The following is an 18,275-nucleotide window of genomic DNA, read 5'->3' as shown; positions in this document are numbered from 1 at the left end:
TTACTGTTCGCGCCGATCGACCGCAGCGAACTCGGCGCCGTCCGCCGTATTCGCGCTCGTGCCCGGCGGCCGCAGCACCGGCCGGCAACTTCGCTCCGGAAACATGCCCCGGCGAATCCTTTCCGGACCCGCGGTGCCATCGCATTCGATGGACCGTGGACCATAGGAGGGGCCCACCCATACCGTTGTTCAACAAGCCTTAGGATGGCTGGTCGTGACTCTGCGCCTGTTCGACACCGCGACGCGGACCCTGCGGGATTTCACCCCGCTGGTCCCTGGACGTGCGTCGGTGTACCTGTGTGGCGCCACTGTGCAGGGCGAACCTCATATCGGGCACGTCCGCAGCGGCGTCGCCTTCGACGTGCTGCGCCGCTGGCTCACCGCGAACGGCTACGACGTGGCCTTCGTGCGAAATGTCACCGATATCGACGACAAGATCCTCGCCAAGGCCGCCGCCGCGGGCCGACCCTGGTGGGAATGGGCCACGACCCACGAGCGCGCCTTCGACCGCGCCTACGAGGCACTCGGGGTGCTGCCGCCGTCGGTGGAACCGCGGGCCACCGGGCACATCACCCAGATGGTCGAGATGATGCAGCGGCTCATCGATCGCGGGCATGCCTACGCGTCGAGCGGCAACGTGTATTTCGATGTGCGCAGTTATCCGGAATACGGTGCGCTCTCCGGGCACAAACTCGAGGATGTGCAACAGGGCGAGAGCGCCGGCGAGGGTAAACGCGATCCGCGCGATTTCACGCTGTGGAAGGCCGCCAAACCGGGCGAGCCGACCTGGCCGTCGCCGTGGGGACCCGGGCGCCCGGGCTGGCATCTGGAATGCTCGGCGATGGCCGAGTTCTACCTCGGTCCCGAATTCGATATCCACTGCGGCGGTATGGATCTGGTTTTCCCACACCACGAGAACGAAATCGCCCAATCCCGTGGCGCCGGAGACGGATTCGCACAGTATTGGCTGCACAACGGGTGGGTGACGCTCGGCGGCGAGAAGATGTCGAAATCGCTCGGCAACACGCTCTCGGTGCCGAATATTCTCACCCAGGTGCGCCCCGTGGAATTGCGGTTCTATTTGGGCAGTGCGCATTACGCGTCGATGCTCGAATATTCCGAGCAGGCGCTGCGCGATGCCGCGCAGACCTATCAGCGACTCGAGGCCTTCGTGCAGCGCACCGTCGAGCGGGTCGGTGAGGTCGCGGTCGGGAAATGGACCGACGCCTTCGCCGAGGCGCTGGACGACAATCTCGCGATCCCGAAGGCACTGGCCGAGATTCATCGCGTGGTGCACGAGGGCAATCGGGCGCTGGAAGCGGGCGCGGGCGAATCGGCGCGCGAGGCCGCCGGACAGGTGCGGGCGATGCTCGGGATCCTGGGCGTCGATCCGCTGGATCCGCACTGGGCCGGCCCGAAGGACACCTCGGCGGCCGAATCCGCACTCGACGTCCTGGTGCGGGCCGAACTCGAGCGCCGCCAGCAGGCCCGCAGCGAAAAGGATTGGGCCACCGCCGACGCCGTGCGCGATCGGCTCGGTGCGGCCGGAATCGAAGTCGTCGACACTGCCGGCGGCTCGGATTGGTCGCTGGCCAAATGATTCAACCGGCGAAGCCTGCTGATCGGGTGCGGGTGTCGCGACCGACACGAAAGGCATACTGATGGCAGGAAATTCGCAGCGACGGGGTGCGATCCGCAAGGGCGGCACCAAGAAGGGCGCCGTCGTCGGCAGTGGCGGGAAGCGCCGCCGCGGGCTCGAGGGCCGCGGCGCCACCCCGCCCGCCACCATGCGCAAGAACCACCCCGCCGCGAAACGCGCTGCGGTGGCGGCGAAAGCGGCCAAGGCGACGCAGGGACAGAACCGCGCCCGGCCCGGCACCCGCAAGGGCGACGACGGGCCGGAGTTGGTGCTAGGCCGCAACCCGGTGGTGGAGTGTCTGCGCGCGGAGGTTCCGGCCACCGCGCTGTACGTCGCGCTGGGCACCGAGAACGACGACCGCCTGACCGAATCCGTGCAGCGCGCCGCCGACGCCGGAATCTCCATCCTGGAGGTGTCGCGCACCGATCTGGATCGGATGAGCGCCAACGGTTTACATCAGGGCATGGCCCTGCAGGTGCCGCCGTATCGTTACGCCCATCCGGAGGACCTGCTGGACAGTGCGCGCGCGTCCGGGACCGCGCCGCTGCTGGTGGCGCTGGACAACATCTCCGATCCCCGCAACCTGGGCGCGGTGATCCGTTCCGTCGCCGCGTTCGGTGGCCACGGCGTGGTGATTCCGCAGCGCCGCAGCGCGAGTGTCACGGCGGTCGCCTGGCGCACCAGCGCCGGCGCCGCGGCCCGGCTGCCGGTGGCCCGCGCGACCAATCTGACTCGCACACTGAAGGATTGGGCCAAAGCCGGTCTGCAGGTGGTGGGCCTCGACGCCGGCGGCGACACCGTCCTCGACGACTTCGACGGCACCACACCGACCGTCGTGGTCGTCGGCTCGGAGGGCAAGGGCCTGTCGCGCCTGGTCCGCGAAACCTGCGACACCATCATCAGCATCCCGATGGCGGGGCCGGTGGAGTCGCTCAACGCCTCGGTGGCGGCGGGCGTCGTGCTCTCGGACATCGCCCGGCAACGCCGCTGAGCAGGGCCGGAAACTCCCAAGCTGCCCGTCTACCAAGCTTTTCGGGTCGCGACGCCGTAAACTCGTACGGTGGCCATGAATCAACCCGACTACTGGGGATCGCTGCCTGAGCCGCCGACCGGCAATCCGGTCGAACACCCCCATGCGACGACGGTGCTGATCCTCGGTGTGCTGAGCCTATTGTGTTGCGGCGCACTGGGTCCGGTGGCGTGGGTGATGGGCAAGCGGGCGCTCGACCAGATCGAGATGTCCGGCGGCACCATCGGCGGCCGCTCGCAGGTGGTGGTCGGCTATGTGGTCGGCATCGTCGGCACCGTACTGATGGTGTTGTACGCGTGCGTCTTTCTGATGATGCTCATCGGCGGGCGCTGACCGGGTTCGCGAGGCCGGTTCCTCGGCTTTGGCTAGGCCGGTTCCTCGGCGGTGCCGTCGAGCCCCGGGCGTTCGCCCGGCGACGACAACTCGCCCGCGGGCCATTCGGCGCTGATACTGCCCTTCCACTGCGGCTGGCGGCGGTCGCGGAACGCCGCCATCCCCTCGGCCGCGTCCACGCTCTTGCCGACGAAGCCGTGCAGTTCGGATTCCAGCCGGCCGACCGCCTCGGGGCTCATCCCGAGGCCCTCCCAGAGCAGCCGCTTGGTCATTGCCGTCGGCAGCGGCGCCGAACCGGCCGCCAGGTCGTGGGCCACGGCCAGGGCGGTCGGCAACACCTCGCCGGCCGGCAGACTGCTGTTGGCCACGCCCATCTGGCGCGCTTCCTCACCGTCGAACGTGCGGCCGGTCAGCATGATGTCGGCCGCATTGGCCATCCCCGCCAGACGCGGCAGTGTCCAGTGCGCGTAACCGTCGGCCATCGCGCCGCGACGCACCTGGTTCAGGCCGTATACGGCGTCGGTCGCCATGTATCGCAGATCGCACTGCAGGGCCAGCGACAGCCCGATACCCACGGCATGCCCGTTCACGGCCGCGATCACCGGCTTGCGGATCTGCCACGGCGGCGGATCGATCGTGCCGCGCACATCACCGACACGGGCGGACAGATCGGCGCCCGCGCAGAACGCGGGCGGAGTCCCGGTGATCACCACCGCGCGAATCGCGTCCTCGGTATCGCAGCGCCGCAGCGCGGTCCCGAGCTCCGCCGCCATCGCGGGCGTCATGGCGTTCTGCTGCGCGGGACGATTGAGCGTGAGTACGGCGACCCCGGCGGACACATCGACCTGCAGTTCCGAACTCATGCGACACAATCCTAGGTGTGGGTGATCTTTCCCGCCCACCTTACTTGCACGCAATCCGCACGAGCGGGTGTCGCGGATCAACCGAAGCGCACATCTGCGAGCCGTTCACCTTGGTGGTCTCGGCCCGCCTCGATTTTGGAGCGACGGAGCGAGGGAGCGCAGCGACTGAGCGGAGGAGTGAAAAATCGAGGCCCAAGGGGCCGAGACCCCGCCGGAGCGAAGCGGAGGCCAAAATTACCGCAGTATCTGGCGGCCGATCGCGTACTTGTGGACTTCGGTGGGGCCGTCGTAGAGGCGGAAGGCGCGCATGTCGCGGAAGATCATCTCGACCACGGTTTCGTCGCTGATGCCGATGCCGCCGAGGACCTGGACGCAGCGGTCGGCGACCTTGAACAGTTCCTCGGATACATAGGATTTCGCCATCGAGCTCTCGTGACGCGCCTTGTGGCCCTGGTCCATCAGCCAGCAGGCGTGCCAGATGGTCAGGCGGCACTGGTGCAGGGCGATCTCGTTGTCGGCCAGCATGAACGACACACCCTCGTGCTCGCCGATCGGCTTACCGAAGGCGGTGCGGGTCTTGGCGTGTTCGACGGCGATGCTCTGGGCCCGTTCGGCGGCGCCGAGCCAGCGCATGCAGTGGGTGAGGCGGGCGGGGGCCAGGCGCAGCTGGGCGTAGCGCAGGGCCTGACCGCTCTCCCCCAGCAACGACTCCTTGGGCAGGACCAGATTCTCGAAGCGAACGACGCCGTGGCCGCCGACGTAGTTGCGGTCCATCGTGTTCATGGTTCGCTCGATGACGATGCCCGGCGTGTCCCCCTCGGTGAGGAACAGGGTCGGGCCCGCGGGGAGGTGCTCGTTGTCCTCGAGTTTGGCCATGACGATCCAGGTCTTGGCCCCGTCGGCCCCGGTGATCAGCCATTTGCGGCCGTTGATCGTGAAGTTCTCGCCGTCGAAGGTGGCGGTGGTGGCGAGCTGTCCCGGATCCGATCCGGCGCCCCCGGGTTCGGTCATCGCGAAGACCGATCGCTGGTGGCCGTCGATCACCGGCATCAGGTAACGGTTCACCTGCTCCGGGTTCGCGACCTTGGACAGCAGGAACATATTGCCCTCGTCGGGCGCGGCGCAGTTCATCGCGACCGGTCCCAGGGTGGACCACCCGGCCGCCTCGTACAGCACGGCCTGCTCGATGTGGGTGAGCCCGCGACCGCCGAGTTCCTCGGGCGCCTGAATGGTGAGCAGCTTCTCGGCCCGCGCCACTTCGACCAATTCCTGCCGCAGGTCGTCGTCGGGTCCGTGCGCGGTCAGGCGGGGGTCGCGCTCGAACGGGACGATCTTGTCGATGACGAACCGGCGGATGCGGTCACGTTCGGCGGCGAGGTCGGCGGGTATCGAGAAGTTAATCATGATTCACCTTTTGGTCGGGGCCTGAGAGGAGCATACGTCGCCTCCGGACCGAGACTGAAGGCGATTGCCCGCAGCTGCCGGACCGCAGCTTCCGAAGGCCGCCGCGCTGGCCCGCTCGCGCACCCACACGATCCGATCAACCCAGATTTTCGTGCAGAAATCGTTCGACTTCGGCGCGATAGACATCGGGTTGATCGTCGTGGACGAGATGTCCGGCGGCGCCGACGACGACGTGGCGCACCCCCGGCCGCGCCGCCGCCATCTCCCGCATCTGCCCCGGCGGCGTGATCGTGTATTCACCCTCGATCAGCAGGGTCGGCACGCGCACCGCGGCCCATTCGGCCCAGAAATCGCGAGTGCCCCACTCCTCGGAGATGTCGCGGAAGGTCGCGACCGACCCGTGCAACCGGTAGCCGTCCGGCGCGGGCGTGAACGACTCGAGGAAGTAGCGACCGGCGACCGGGCCGAAATAGTCGAGTACCGCGTCGGCATCGGGAAACGGCTGCGGCCACGCCTCGATCATCTCCGCCCAGTGCTGGGCGGTGCGCCCCCGGAAATCGGGCGCCATATCCTCGACCACCAGCGCCCGCACCCGCTCGGGATGAGCGGCCGCGAACATCCACCCGTGCAGTCCGCCCATCGAATGCCCGATCACCACCATCGGCTCCGAGATCGCGGCGGTCGCGGCGGCCAGGTCGGCGACGAACGCCTCGGTGGTGAGCTCCGGCGGCGCCGGACGCCCGTGCCCGGCGGCGTCGAAGGAGTGGACATGGCCGAATGCGCGCAGCCACGGCACCTGGCCGGCCCAGGTCCGCGCGCTGCCCATCAATCCGTGCAGCAGCAGAATCGGCACCCCGGTGCCGCCCTCGTCGTACAACATCGGCACCGACGATACGTGCCGCGCGGTGGGATTAGCCTGTGCTCATGGCTGTTGTGAAGATCAATGCGATCGAGGTTCCCGAGGGAGCCGGACCCGAACTCGAGAAGCGCTTCGCGCATCGCGCGCACGCGGTGGAGAACTCGCCCGGCTTCCTGGGCTTCCAGTTGCTCCGCCCGGTGGCCGGCGACAACCGGTATTTCGTTGTGACACAGTGGGATTCGGAAGAGTCGTTCGCCGCGTGGCGGGACGGCCCGGCCAAGGAGGCGCACGCCGGACAGGCCCGCCAACCGGTCGCCACGGGCGCCTCGCTGCTGGAATTCGAGGTCGTCCTCGACGTCGCGGGCAAACCGGCCCAGTAGTCGTCACCTCGCCCGGCGGTCCGGCCCCGGCCACCGGGCGAGGTTCGACGTCACCAACCCGTACCGGGTACCGAGCCGGCTCAGCTTTCGAGTGCGGCGTCGAGTTCGATCGTCTCGACGCCGGCGAGGGCCTTGCTGACCGGGCAACCGGCCTTGGCGGTCTGGGCGGCCTGCTCGAAGCCGCTCGCGTCGATGCCCGAGACCCGGCCGCGCACGGTCAGCGCGATCTTCGAGATGCGGAAGCCGCCCGCGGGATCCGGGCCGAGCGTCACGTCGGCATTCACGTCCAGGCTTTCGATGGTGCCGCCGGCGGCGCCGATCTGACCGGACAGCGCCATCGCGTAGCAGGACGAATGCGCGGCCGCGATCAGTTCCTCGGGGCTGGTGGTGCCCTCGGCGGTATCGGCGGTCCGTTTCGGGAACGAGACGTCGAATTTGCCGACACCGGAACTGGCCAGGTCGACCTGTCCGGATCCGTCCTGCAAGCCACCGGTCCATGCGGTACGCGCGCTACGTGTAGGCATCGCTGTCCTTTCGTCGAGTGAGAATGAGCCGTCGCGATCGAACCTACTCGCCGAGCGCGCTCGACTCACCGGTGTCCGGCACGATTCCCGCGCGGCACCGCGCAGGCGGTCACGCCATATCGCGACGCACCATCAGTATCACTGTGGCGCAGGCGAATACCACGATATACGCCGCCAGGACGAGAAATGACGCCGGTCGCGACAGGATATCCAGCACGCCCGGTGTCGCGGCGCCGCCCACACTGCGCATGGCCCCGGCCGCCGAACCCGCCGCGGTCCCCGGCAGATGGTCGGTGATCGCCCGGATCGGCGAGAAGATCGACGCGACGCCGCGCAACAGATTCTCCACCACCAGCACCCACACCAGTCCCAGCCCGACCGCCAGCGCCGGACCGCGCGCGATCGCCGCGATCAAGGCGCCGGCCAGCGTCCACATACCGAGGATCACCACGCCGGTCGCGAGGCCGAGCAGGGTGTGCGCGGCCGTCGGCAGCGTCAGGGCCTGGTGCTCGGCGACCCCGATCATCGCGGCCACACCGGCATCCACCACGAACGCCGCACCGACCAAACCCACCACCACACTCGTCAGCGACAGCACGGTGCCGCCGACCACCGCGCGGTGCGACGGCCCCTGTGTGAAGACGGTTTTCCAACTGCCCCAGCCGTATCCACTGCCGACCACCAGCGCGCCGAGCACCAGCATGAGCGCACCGCCGAACATCGCCATGCCCTGGGTGAACACCTCCGGCACGGCCGCGGGCAGCATCAACTGCAACAGCACCTCGCGCGGTTGCCCGTTCGACATCCGGGAACTGCTGCCCGAGGTGTAGGCCAGATAGTTGAACAGATAGGCGAAGACGAGATTCAGCGCGAGCCAGGTACCGAGCACGATCCAGAACGCGGGCCACTTGCGCAGCCGCGCGAATTCGGCTCGGGTGCAGGCCAGTACGTCGTTCACGGGTGCTCCTGTCTCGTCATCTCGAAAAACACTTCCTCCAGCGACTTCTCGTCCGTGCGCAGCTCCAGCAGATCCGCGCCGGATGCGATCACCGCGCGCGCCACCTCGGGCGCCATTGCCCTACCGGCATCGACTCTGATGCCGGCGGCGGACAGCGTCGCACGGTGTTCGCCCACCACCCGGCGCACCGCCGGATAGGCCGTCTCGAGTGGCTCGGCGCGCACCAGAAGCGTTGCCGCGCCCCGCAGTTCACCCACCGTCGATTCGGTGAGCAGCGTCCCGCCGGAGATCACACCGACCCGATCGCAGATTTCCTGCACCTCGCCGAGCAGATGCGAGGAGAGCACGACGGTGTGCCCGTCGGCGGCCAAACCGGTGACCAGTTCCCGCATTTCGGCCATGCCCGCCGGGTCCAGGCCGTTGGTCGGCTCGTCGAGGATGAGCAGGTCGGGGCTGCCGAGCAGGGCCGCACCGACGCCGAGACGCTGCTTCATGCCGAGCGAATAGGTGCGGAACCGGTCGTCGGCCCGGTCGGCGAGACCTACCCGCGCCAGGATCTCGTCCACTTCGGCGAATCGGTCGCGACGCCGGAGGCCGGCGGTGCGCTCGATCCGGTGGTAGCGGGCCAGCACCCGCAGGTTGTCGCGGCCGGACAGGTACGGATAGAAGCCGGGCCCTTCGATCAGAACGCCGATGCGTCGCAACGACTCCGATTCGCCCGGATTGCGGCCCAGTACCGTCGCGATACCGGAGGTCGGCGCGATCAGCCCGACGAGCATCCGCAGCGTCGTCGTCTTACCAGCGCCGTTGGGACCGAGAAATCCGTAGATTTCGCCGCGCCGCACCGTCATGGACACCGCGTCCACAGCCGTCTGGTCGCCGTACTTCTTGGTGAGCGCGTCGGTGACCACGACCTCCGCGGCGTTCGACCGAGTCTGGGTGGCCGTGCCGGGGAGCACGCCACCGGGATCCGCATTCGATCTGTTCATATCTCGACCATCCGCTTCGACCTGCGGCGACACATCCGTCCCCGTGCCCGGCTCGGCGTACGTATCTGGACGTAATTCGCGGCGCGGAGGCTCACGGGGCGGCGCGGCGGGGTTACCGTTCGAACTGTGCAGTCGAGTACTCGGCCCGGCGCCCGGGATGTGATGCTGAGCGTCGTCGTGGCCGCCGTCCAACTGGGCGCCGGACATGCGGCGAATGCGCATCAGTCCGGCGTGCGACCACTGGATGCGCTGGGTTACGCGCTGCTGGTGGCCGGCCCGCTGCTGTTGGCGCTGCGCGCGAAGTATCCGCGGGCGGTGTTCGTGGGCGTACTCGCGGTCACCGTCGTCTATCTGCTGGTCGGCTACGGTTACGGACCGGTCTTCGTCTCGCTGGTCATCGCCTTCCTGACCGCGGCCTCGCGCGGCTCCCGCTGGTCCACCTATCCGCTGGTGCCGCTGGGATATCTGCTGATGGTGTGGCCGGTACCCGCCCTGCGCGGCCACGGCCCCGGGGGCTGGCCGGCCGCCGGGATCCTGGCCTGGCTGGTGGTGCTGATCGCGATCGCCGAAGGGATCCGGCAGCGGCGTTCGGCGCTGATCGCGCGGCGTCAGCGCGCCGAGGCGGCGCGGCGGAATCGGGAGGCCGAACGCGGCCGTGAACTGGCCGAACGCGAACAGCGGGCTGCCTCCGAACGCCTCGCCATCGCACGCGAACTGCACGATGTACTGGCCCACAGCCTGTCGCTGATCAATGTGCAGTCGTCGGTCGCGCTGGAATTGTTCGACCGCAAACCCGAACAGGCCGCGACCGCGCTGTCGGCGATCAAGGATGTCAGCCGGGATGCGCTGGAAGAGGTGCACAGCCTGCTGCGCTCGATTCGCGCCGGTGCGGAGACCATTGCGGCGCCGACCAGCCCGGCGTTCGGCATCGGCGATCTGGAATCATTGCTGTCCCCGACCCGCGCGGCCGGCACGGTGGTGCACACGCGGGTCTCCGGCACGCCGCGGCGATTGCCGGTGATTGTCGATGTGGCCGCGGCGCGCATCGTGCAGGAATCGCTGACCAATGTGCTGCGGCACGCACCCGGAGCGGAAGCGACTGTCGCAGTGAACTATTCACCGGACGAGCTGTGCATAACTGTGGACAACGAGCCGTCCCCGAATGGTGCACAGTCATCCACAACCGGTGGCGGGAACGGGATTCCAGGGATGATCGAACGCGCCCACGCCCTGGGCGGCGACGTGATCGCGGGGCCGCGCGCGGACGGGCGGTTTCGCGTGGCAGCGCGATTGCCGATTCCGTCGAGCGCAGGATCCCGCCCGGCCGAACCGCGGGATCCACGATGAGCGCGGATGCCGGCGCATCCGCTTCCCGCACCCGGCCCACTGCCATCGAATTCCTCGATGTTCAGGAGGTTTCGTGAACGACATCCGCGTCCTGGTCGCCGACGACCAAGCCCTGGTCCGCGCCGGATTTGTCGCGTTATTGGACGCCCAGGACGGGATCACGGTGGTCGGCGAGGCCGACAGCGGCGAACAGGCGCTGAGCATGACCCGCGAACTCCACCCGGATGTGGTGCTGATGGATATCCGCATGCCGGTGCTCGACGGTTTGTCCGCCACCCGCGCGATCGTCGCCGATTCACAACTCGCCGGGGTGAAGGTGGTGGTGCTGACCACCTTCGAACTCGACGAATACGTGTTCGAAGCGATGCGGGCGGGTGCCACCGGCTTCCTGGTCAAACACACCGAGCCGGCGGATCTGGTGAAGGCGGTGCGGGTGGTGGCCGACGGCGATGCGCTGCTCTCGCCCAGCGTCACCCGTCGTCTGGTCGCCGAATTCGCCACTCACGCCAAACCCGCGCCGGCGACGACCCTCGACGAGCTCACCGACCGCGAACGGCAGGTGATGACGCTGGTCGCCGAGGGCCTGACCAATGCCGAAATCGGTCAGCGCTTGTTCATGAGCCCCGCCACCGCCCGCACCCATGTGAGCCGAATCCTGGTGAAACTCAATGCTCGCGACCGCACCCAGCTGGTGGTGCTGGCCTACGAGTCGGGTCTGGTCCGCCCCGGCTGGCAGTAATCCGGCCGGGCCCGGCGCCGCCCGATCTACGCTGTCGCCCGCTGGGCTCCTCGCCCGCGTATACGCGCCGCGACGTACGGCGACTATGGTCTCGGCACCGATGTCGCGGCGTAGCGATCGCGGGAGGCTGAGGTTATGACTTCCTACCTGTCCCCCACCACCACCGCATTCCTCGCCGATCGTGACCACGGTCGGTCGTCGCCCTGAAGCCTCAGCTTCCCAACACCTTTCACATCGGAGACGTCATGCGTCCAGGTCCGGGCATCATCCGGATCGAAACTTGTAGCGTGCCAGAGAATCTCTCGCGTGTCAGCCGCCGTCTCCCGCGAGAATGCACTTCACCCCCGGACGTATCCCTCGGTAATGAAGGCCTCGATCTGCGAATCCGTAAGCGCCGGGTCCTCCGTCCTCTCGCCGCTTTCCGAAGATGATGCACCCGATTACCAGCCATAGCCACCAGATTCCGGCGGACAAGGCAGATATGGGAAGCGTTCTCCGTGTCGAAGCTTCAGCCAGAGTCAATGAGCGGCGAAATCCATTGTTGCTCAGTACACTACGCACGAAAGCTGCCGCGGCGGGGTATTAGGTTGCGATCTACCGGGGGAGTTCAGTGCCTTCACCACCAGCGCAAACTCCTGTTCGGACGTGGATGCGCCATCGGCACGTTCAGCGCGTTCGCGGACAACGAGCGCCACTCACGAGAGGATTGCACGCTGGATTCCGAGGAAGTTCCGAACGACTGCCGGACGGCCCTGCTTGCGGCCGGGATAAGGCGGCGTTGGGCTGCAGGCTCCGTGTTGATGCGCGAGGGGGAACTGTCGGACTTCGTCATGGTGATCGAAATCGGTCGAGTCAAGGTCACTTCGTCGACAGCAAGCGGCAAACAAGTTTTGTTGGCGATCAGGGGGCCGGGTGATCTGCTGGGTGAGTTCTCGGCCATCGACACCAGGGTGCGTTCCGCGACCGTCGTCGCACTATCATCGGTAACCGCTAAGGTGCTGTCGGGCACGGATTTTCGCGCGATCCTGACGAACAACGGCAGGGCCGCGTTCAGTCTTCTGCGAATGATCGTCAACCGCGCGCGGGAGGCAGACGCTCAACGGCTGGAGTACGGCGCCTACACCGTCACAGAACGAATCGCCCGCCTCCTGCTCGACTACGCCGGACGTTACGGGCAGACCGATGCGGACCGGGTGATCATCACTCTGCCACTCACACAAACCGAACTGGCGCATGCGGCGGGCGCATCCCGCGAAGCGGTTGCCAAGACGCTCAGGCGGCTGCGAGACCTGGGCGCAGTCCGGACCGGCCGACGGCGAATCGAGCTACTGCGGCCGCAGGTCCTCGCCGAAGTCGCCGAGGGACTTCCGAGTGTGTATTCGGACGCAGACGAACCTCGCCGTTCCTTATAGACAAGATGGACCATTGTCAGGGAGGACTCATGAACGACCCCAAGCACCGCTCATTTCTCGTGGTGGATGTCGAAAACTCCAGTGCCCTGGGCAATCCCCAGTTGGTTGCTATGCGCGCGACGCTGTACGAACTGCTGAGCAAAGCGATTCCGAACTCCGATGTGGTGGTACAGGAGGACCGAGGAGACGGAGCGATGCTCGTCCTCGATCTGCCAGTACTCGACGTGCTCGACCAGATCGTCACCGCATTTCTGGGCGGCGTGCGCGAGCACAACAATACGGTGGATCTGTCGGATTGGTTGCGGGTGCGCCTTGCCGTCCACGAAGGCTACGTCCATCGCGACGAACACGGCTGGACGGGTGAAGCTCTCACCGCGACCTTCCGGCTGAACAACTCCAAGTTGGTGAAGCAGACCCTCGCACGTGCGGCCCGCGCTCACGGCGTGGTCGTCGTTTCCGATTACGTCTACCAGGGAGTTGTCCGCCACGAATACCGAGACACCGTGACATCGGCCGGATTCCGCGATGCCATGATCAGTACTGGCGACGCCGAAGTCCGGGCCTGGGTACGGGTGCCTGGATATCCGGAGCCACCACTTTCCGACCACACCGCGGACTCTCCCGCCACGATCGAAGCCGGCGCCGCCACCGTGGCGCCGATCGCCGGTCAGGGCGGGATCAATGCCAACAATGTACTGACCGGCAACATTCGGGCCGACATGATCGTCGGTGGTAACAACAACAGCTGGCGCGCGTGATATGAGTGAAACTCACAGCCAGGCAACGCTTCCAGAGGAATCGCGGAACCGCGAATCCACCGGCCCCGCGGACGATCAGAGCGGTCACGCGAACCGGAGCGATTCGTCCCGACGGCGCGAATCGCTGACAGCTGACCGAGCCATATCGCAAGCGTTCGCCGTACTGAGCGGATCCTCGGTCAACGCCAATAACGTATTCATCGGGAACACTACTGCGGGAACGGTACTGGGATCGGGCGCCGGCGTGCCCGAACGACGGTTCCTTCCCAGCGGTCAAGTAACCGCCGATGTCCTACGACACCTCGAGGCCACCTTCGTCCCACCCCCGGTATACGACCTGGTGTGCCGCAGGCTGCGGACTCAACCGCTGTTGCTCCTGCGGGCCCCGCGCGGCTGGGGACGAACGACTGCCGCGCTGCGCGCACTCGACGACCTGCGCAGTTCGGAAGTACACAAGCTGAATCCGGACGTGCGGTTGCGGTCCCTGGACATCGAATTCACCTCGAACGCCGGCTATCTGCTCGACTCGCTCGAGATCGAACAGACCGCCGCCCTCAGTGAATTCCATCTCGAGCAGCTGAGCAGTTCATTGGCCCGGCACAACTGCCGCATGGTGGTCGTCCTCGACAGCGATACCGAACTCTTCGCTGATGCGACACCGTATCTGGTCGACGGCGGTGAGCCGGCGAATGCCGCCTCGGTAGTGCGCAAACACCTGCGCCTGCGACTGTCCGAGGACCAGCCCGAGGTGCTGAAACACGACGACGTGTCGAACCTGTTGACCCATGTGACAGAGCACCGACCAGCGACACGTGACCTCGCGTTGCTGGCTGATCAACTCGCCGACGTAGCTGCCGGACGCATAGATATCTCCGACCTCATTGCTCAGCGATCCTCATCGGTCGACGATCGTTTCCGGCAGTGGTTCGACTCCGATCTGGACGCCGAGACCCGTGCTTTCGCTATCGCGCTGGCGGTGTTCAACGGGATGCCTCTGCACATCGTCACCGATGCCGGCCGCAGATTGGCGACACTGATCGAGCTGGAGGAGATACCCGACGAGTCTCGGCACGTGCGCTCGGTATTCGGACTTCGTACCGCCGACCTGCTGACTCGGATGCACGCGCAGCTCGAGCAGACGGTCGAAGACACTCGATACGGCCGGATAGCGGTGGAAGCAGTGAAGTTCATCGATGATCATGTGCCCGGTCGGGTACTGGAATATGTCTGGCGGGAATATCCGGCCGCACATCGCCTCGTCCGATCCTGGTTGCGGGAGCTGGGCGATGATCCCGACATCCGCGTCTGCGCACGTGCCGGGGTTGCTGCAGGGAAGCTATCGATCTTCGAATTCGAATACGCCCGCGAGCTCGTGATCGAACCGTGGGCCGACAGCGGCGCACCACATGAGCGAGTCGCCGCAATCGGCGCTCTGCAGTTTCCAGGTACGCAACCCGAACTCGCACCGCTGGTGACGAGAATGCTTACGGCTTGGCTGCGGTCGCGTCAACCGTTGTCACGGCGGATCACCGCCGCAGCCGCGCTGGGCAGCACCGTCGGCCGGACGATGCCGGATCGAGCACTGCAATTGCTACGCAAGGCTGCGGCTAGCACCGAACTCCCTCTCAGAGACGGTGTTTGCTTCGGCGTGTTGCAGCTATTCAACGTCGCGGAGCTGACCGGCCGTGTCCTCGAGGAGTTGGCGGAATGGACCGGGTCGCGAAAAAGCCGAGTGCGCGACACGGCATTCCACTGTGCGCTGGAAATCAGTGCCAGTGTGCACATCGAGACGCCACGCGGAAGTCGCGCCTGGCCCGCGGTGGTATGGCTGTCCGATGAATCGGCACACCTGCGCAGCCTCATCGTCACGATCTTCGCGCGGATGGCGCAAGCTCCGTTTTATATGCCGGAGGCTTACGACGAGATCCGGCGTTGGGTCCGGATGTCCGAGAGAGATCCGAATCTACGCAAGCCAATCGGAAAACTACTGATCGAACTGAATCATGCCATTCCGGAGCCGGACATCCTGCAGTACCACCTGAAGCTGTGGGCCGACGAAACCGCCGGCCCGGTACACGCAGTGGATGAGTTGCTCACCATGCTCGAGACGAGGTACGAACTCCAATGAATACAGATGGGCCACTGCTGCGCTACGAAGAAATGTCCCGTGGCGCTTGGCGTCGTTTCCGCCCCACCACCGATGGGCCGATGGTAGCGGTATCCGAAGATCGGCAGGGCCGACTCCAGCTGATGGACCGCAGGCCATCGGCATCGGAAGTCTTCTACAGTCCACCTACAGGGGTGTACTGGGTGGATGTGTCGGTGCATCACGCCGGTGCCCGCATAAAGTTGCCAACCGCGGAGGGTGTCTTCCATTTCGTCGCCGACCTCGACCTGGCGTGGCGGATCGGTGATCCGGTGCAGGCGGTCCGTGACAAGTTGCGCGATGGCGAATACATTTATCGGCCGTATCTCGAGCATCAGCTACGCAGCATAAGCCGGAAATTCGAAGTCAACCGCTTCGCAGAGGCCGAACAGCACCTCAACATATTCGCCGATCGCACAACTGAGTTGCCGTGCGGCATCGTTCTGCTGGACTGGAAAGTGAAGCTCTCACCTGAATCGAGCACACAAAGCCATATCCAGGAACGCACGTACGATATCCACCGCAAAGAGCGGCGAGAAGCGGAGCATGATGGCCTACAGCACGCCGCCACACTGCGACACCGGGAAACCGAGGTCGAACATAGATTGGCGCTGCAGCAGGAGAGTTTCCGGCAAGAGCTCGCAAAACTAGAGGAGCAGCACCGGCTGGACCTCGAGAAATTGCGGATGCAGTTCTACTCAGATGCCCTCCAGACAGGCGAATTGGGTGCGATTGCGCTGCGGCTCGCGTCCAACCGCGAAGATGTGAACGAGGTTATCCAGCTGTTCATGCGTGAGAAACAGCTGGACTTCACTGCCGCGTCCGAAATGCTGAACGCTCTGCTGGAGCAGCGCCTGGTCAATCGCCGAGACGTTCAGGACATCCTGCAGCAGACAACCGGGGTCATTGCAGACCGCCTGCACCAGAATGCGCCGGGGGCCGTTGCATCGGTGAAGCATGCCCAGCAACTGACTGCGTCCGTGGAAGATGCGGAGGTGGTCAGCGAGCCGGACGATGAGGACGACCATGTTTGACCGTCTCACCGCCGGAAGTTCATTGACGACTCTCCCTCTGCTCGGCGGTCCGATCGGAGTGCTGGACGATTTCCTACTCGACCTCGAATTTTCCGAATTTTGGGCCGCCACAGTCGAATTCGTCATTGCAGCAATCGTGCTGTTCGGGATCCTCACAGTGGTCGTCGGTATCCTGATCCCCAGGTTGAGTAATAGGCTGTGCAAACGGACGGACCTCGTAGCGGCGGCAGCTTCTACGGTGCTACTGGCACCGGAATGGCTGATCACCAGGCTGCTCATCAAATCCGGGCGCAGACCGGGCCGAATCGTCTATACGTACGGCTACGGCGTACTCGCGCTGGCCGACGGCCTACGGATTGTGGTTGATGCCGCGCTTCGTCGACTGGCCGGAGTCGGCAAATATCGCCATTGGGTTGCGGGCCTGCTGCTTGTTGTCGGACTGCTGTCCTGGAACAGCGTATCCTGCGCCGGCGACTCGAAGCCGTGCATATCGCCTGCGCGGCAATGGGTTCTGCTGATACAGCAGCCCGATGTCCATGCGGATAGATGAGAATTGTCACCGCAGCGCACCGAGCAGTACCACCGTGAACCAGGCCAGAAAGGCCGTCAGGCTGAGCGCACTCCATCGCAATGCCACCGCGAGCCGCCGATACTTGCGCCGCGCAATCGCCGCAAGTACGGCGGCTTGCCGCCAGGCATGATCAGCCAGCACCGACACCACCGGCCGCTCACCGCCTTCGGCCGGGAAAGTGGGAAAACTGAACCAATTTCCAGGACCGGCTTCACTAAGTGTGGGCCGCAGCGCCGCCGCGAGGTAACACATGCATATGAGCAGGAGAGCCTCCAGCACGATAGCCATCACGCCCGTGGCCTGATCGGTTGGTGTGCGCCCGGCACTGACCAGACCCGTCAAAGCGAATCCGTTTGCGGTCAGCAACAATCCGAGCTTTGTGTCGGCAGCCGTGATGGTTCGGTTGAATTCGGAAACCGCATGCAGTGCCGCCTCCAGATCTTCCGCGGCACCAAGCCTTCTCCTGCGAATCTCCATGCGACCAGCAAAACATCGACCGCCGCCGAAGTCCGCGTACTAGGACACACAATCACCCGTCTCACAACAGATTCGGTTGCGGCCCTGATAGAAAGTGCCGGTCACCCCATATGCGGGGTGACCGGCACTTTCGATCCGTACGGACTACTTACTCGCCCGAGGCCTCGGGAGCAGCGTCACCGGCGCCGGCCAGCGCCGCGACCGGTTCGGCCTCCGCCTTCGCGGGCTTGGCCTTACCGGAGAAGGTGAACTTGGCGTCCTCGCCGGCACCCTCGCCGTCCCAGTTCTCGACGTCGACCTCGACGATCTGGCCGGGGCCGAGTTCGCCGAACAGGATCTTCTCCGAGAGCTGATCCTCGATCTCGCGCTGGATGGTCCGGCGCAGCGGGCGAGCGCCGAGCACCGGGTCGAATCCGCGCTTGGCGAGCAGGCTCTTGGCCTTCTCGGTGAGGTCGATTTCCATATCCTTGTTCCGCAGCTGGGTCGCGACGCGGTTGATCATCAGATCCACCATCTCCACGATCTGCTCGTTGGTGAGCTGGTGGAAGACGATGACGTCGTCGATACGGTTGAGGAACTCCGGACGGAAGTGCTTCTTCAGCTCGTCGTTGACCTTGAGCTTCATCCGCTCGTAGTTCGAGCCCTCGTTGTTGGACTGAGCGAAGCCCAGACCCACGGCCTTCGAGATATCCGAGGTACCCAGGTTCGAGGTGAAGATCAGCACGGTGTTCTTGAAGTCGACCGTACGTCCCTGACCGTCGGTGAGACGGCCGTCCTCGAGCACCTGCAACAGGGTGTTGTAGATCTCCTGA

General features: G+C 65.7%; 19 protein-coding genes. 11 read left to right on the top strand and 8 right to left on the bottom strand.

The window, feature by feature from the left end; genetic code table 11:
* Positions 1–214 precede the first annotated feature (214 nt).
* The 3 genes from cysS to IRT45_RS24365 all read left to right on the top strand — a co-directional run bounded on the left by cysS (position 215) and on the right by IRT45_RS24365 (position 3,002).
* Positions 215–1,600 carry a cysteine--tRNA ligase gene (gene cysS, locus IRT45_RS24375; RefSeq protein WP_194808217.1) on the top strand — a complete coding sequence of 462 codons (1,386 nt, stop codon included), beginning with the start codon at positions 215–217 and terminating at the stop codon, positions 1,598–1,600.
* A 61-nt stretch (positions 1,601–1,661) separates the two neighbouring features.
* Positions 1,662–2,630, top strand: a complete 969-nt coding sequence (rlmB, locus tag IRT45_RS24370) for a 23S rRNA (guanosine(2251)-2'-O)-methyltransferase RlmB (protein WP_039775741.1) — start codon at positions 1,662–1,664, stop codon at positions 2,628–2,630.
* A 75-nt stretch (positions 2,631–2,705) separates the two neighbouring features.
* Entirely contained in the window at positions 2,706–3,002 is a 297-nt protein-coding gene (locus IRT45_RS24365) for a hypothetical protein (protein WP_036497501.1), read from the top strand.
* Positions 3,003–3,034: 32 nt separating this feature from the next.
* Here IRT45_RS24365 and IRT45_RS24360 read toward each other — a convergent pair whose 3' ends face one another.
* From IRT45_RS24360 to IRT45_RS24350, 3 genes are all read right to left on the bottom strand, one after another.
* The gene (locus IRT45_RS24360; RefSeq protein ID WP_194808216.1) at positions 3,035–3,865 is read right to left on the bottom strand and encodes an enoyl-CoA hydratase/isomerase family protein; all 831 of its coding nucleotides are present in this window, start codon (positions 3,863–3,865) and stop codon (positions 3,035–3,037) included.
* Positions 3,866–4,099: 234 nt separating this feature from the next.
* Complete coding sequence (locus tag IRT45_RS24355; RefSeq protein ID WP_194808215.1) at positions 4,100–5,269, bottom strand: acyl-CoA dehydrogenase family protein; 1,170 nt, start codon at positions 5,267–5,269, stop codon at positions 4,100–4,102.
* Positions 5,270–5,405: 136 nt separating this feature from the next.
* Positions 5,406–6,149 carry an alpha/beta fold hydrolase gene (locus IRT45_RS24350; RefSeq protein ID WP_194808214.1) on the bottom strand — a complete coding sequence of 248 codons (744 nt, stop codon included), beginning with the start codon at positions 6,147–6,149 and terminating at the stop codon, positions 5,406–5,408.
* Between the two features lie 44 nt (positions 6,150–6,193).
* On the opposite strand from IRT45_RS24350, the gene mhuD reads away from it, so the two are divergent.
* Complete coding sequence (gene mhuD, locus IRT45_RS24345; RefSeq protein WP_036497507.1) at positions 6,194–6,508, top strand: mycobilin-forming heme oxygenase MhuD; 315 nt, start codon at positions 6,194–6,196, stop codon at positions 6,506–6,508.
* Between the two features lie 80 nt (positions 6,509–6,588).
* Here mhuD and IRT45_RS24340 read toward each other — a convergent pair whose 3' ends face one another.
* The 3 genes from IRT45_RS24340 to IRT45_RS24330 all read right to left on the bottom strand — a co-directional run bounded on the left by IRT45_RS24340 (position 6,589) and on the right by IRT45_RS24330 (position 8,979).
* On the bottom strand, positions 6,589–7,032 hold the full coding sequence (locus IRT45_RS24340; protein WP_039775731.1) for an OsmC family peroxiredoxin: 444 nt from the start codon (positions 7,030–7,032) through the stop codon (positions 6,589–6,591).
* Positions 7,033–7,141: 109 nt separating this feature from the next.
* Positions 7,142–7,990 (bottom strand): ABC transporter permease, encoded by an 849-nt coding sequence (locus tag IRT45_RS24335; protein ID WP_194808213.1) that lies wholly within the window; start codon positions 7,988–7,990, stop codon positions 7,142–7,144.
* Positions 7,987–8,979, bottom strand: a complete 993-nt coding sequence (locus IRT45_RS24330) for an ABC transporter ATP-binding protein (protein ID WP_194808212.1) — start codon at positions 8,977–8,979, stop codon at positions 7,987–7,989. The genes IRT45_RS24335 and IRT45_RS24330 overlap by 4 nt, the downstream gene beginning before the upstream one ends.
* 126 nt (positions 8,980–9,105) lie before the next feature.
* Here IRT45_RS24330 and IRT45_RS24325 point away from each other — a divergent pair, with 126 nt between their 5' ends.
* From IRT45_RS24325 to IRT45_RS24295, 7 genes are all read left to right on the top strand, one after another.
* Entirely contained in the window at positions 9,106–10,326 is a 1,221-nt protein-coding gene (locus IRT45_RS24325) for a histidine kinase (protein WP_309241134.1), read from the top strand.
* Positions 10,327–10,399: 73 nt separating this feature from the next.
* Positions 10,400–11,065, top strand: coding sequence for a response regulator transcription factor (locus tag IRT45_RS24320; RefSeq protein WP_309241133.1), 666 nt, complete (start codon positions 10,400–10,402; stop codon positions 11,063–11,065).
* Between the two features lie 521 nt (positions 11,066–11,586).
* Positions 11,587–12,477, top strand: coding sequence for a Crp/Fnr family transcriptional regulator (locus tag IRT45_RS24315; protein ID WP_194808211.1), 891 nt, complete (start codon positions 11,587–11,589; stop codon positions 12,475–12,477).
* A gap of 29 nt (positions 12,478–12,506) precedes the next feature.
* Positions 12,507–13,235, top strand: coding sequence for a hypothetical protein (locus IRT45_RS24310; RefSeq protein ID WP_194808210.1), 729 nt, complete (start codon positions 12,507–12,509; stop codon positions 13,233–13,235).
* 613 nt (positions 13,236–13,848) lie between these two features.
* Entirely contained in the window at positions 13,849–15,363 is a 1,515-nt protein-coding gene (locus IRT45_RS24305; RefSeq protein ID WP_194808209.1) for a hypothetical protein, read from the top strand.
* Positions 15,360–16,415, top strand: coding sequence for a hypothetical protein (locus IRT45_RS24300; protein ID WP_194808208.1), 1,056 nt, complete (start codon positions 15,360–15,362; stop codon positions 16,413–16,415). Before IRT45_RS24305 ends, IRT45_RS24300 begins: the two co-directional genes overlap by 4 nt.
* Positions 16,408–16,965, top strand: a complete 558-nt coding sequence (locus tag IRT45_RS24295) for a hypothetical protein (protein ID WP_194808207.1) — start codon at positions 16,408–16,410, stop codon at positions 16,963–16,965. Before IRT45_RS24300 ends, IRT45_RS24295 begins: the two co-directional genes overlap by 8 nt.
* Before the next feature lie 6 nt (positions 16,966–16,971).
* Here IRT45_RS24295 and IRT45_RS24290 read toward each other — a convergent pair whose 3' ends face one another.
* Together IRT45_RS24290 and IRT45_RS24285 are read right to left on the bottom strand one after the other, a co-directional pair.
* Positions 16,972–17,463 (bottom strand): Pycsar system effector family protein, encoded by a 492-nt coding sequence (locus IRT45_RS24290; protein WP_194808206.1) that lies wholly within the window; start codon positions 17,461–17,463, stop codon positions 16,972–16,974.
* Positions 17,464–17,611: 148 nt separating this feature from the next.
* On the bottom strand, positions 17,612–18,275 hold a 664-nt coding region (locus IRT45_RS24285), incomplete at its 5' end, for an AAA family ATPase (protein WP_194808205.1).

Source organism: Nocardia sp. BSTN01 (assembly GCF_015354405.1).
Taxonomy (GTDB): domain Bacteria; phylum Actinomycetota; class Actinomycetes; order Mycobacteriales; family Mycobacteriaceae; genus Nocardia.
The sequence above is the reverse complement of the archived record's forward strand: the minus strand, read 5'-3'. Positions and strand labels throughout refer to the sequence as shown.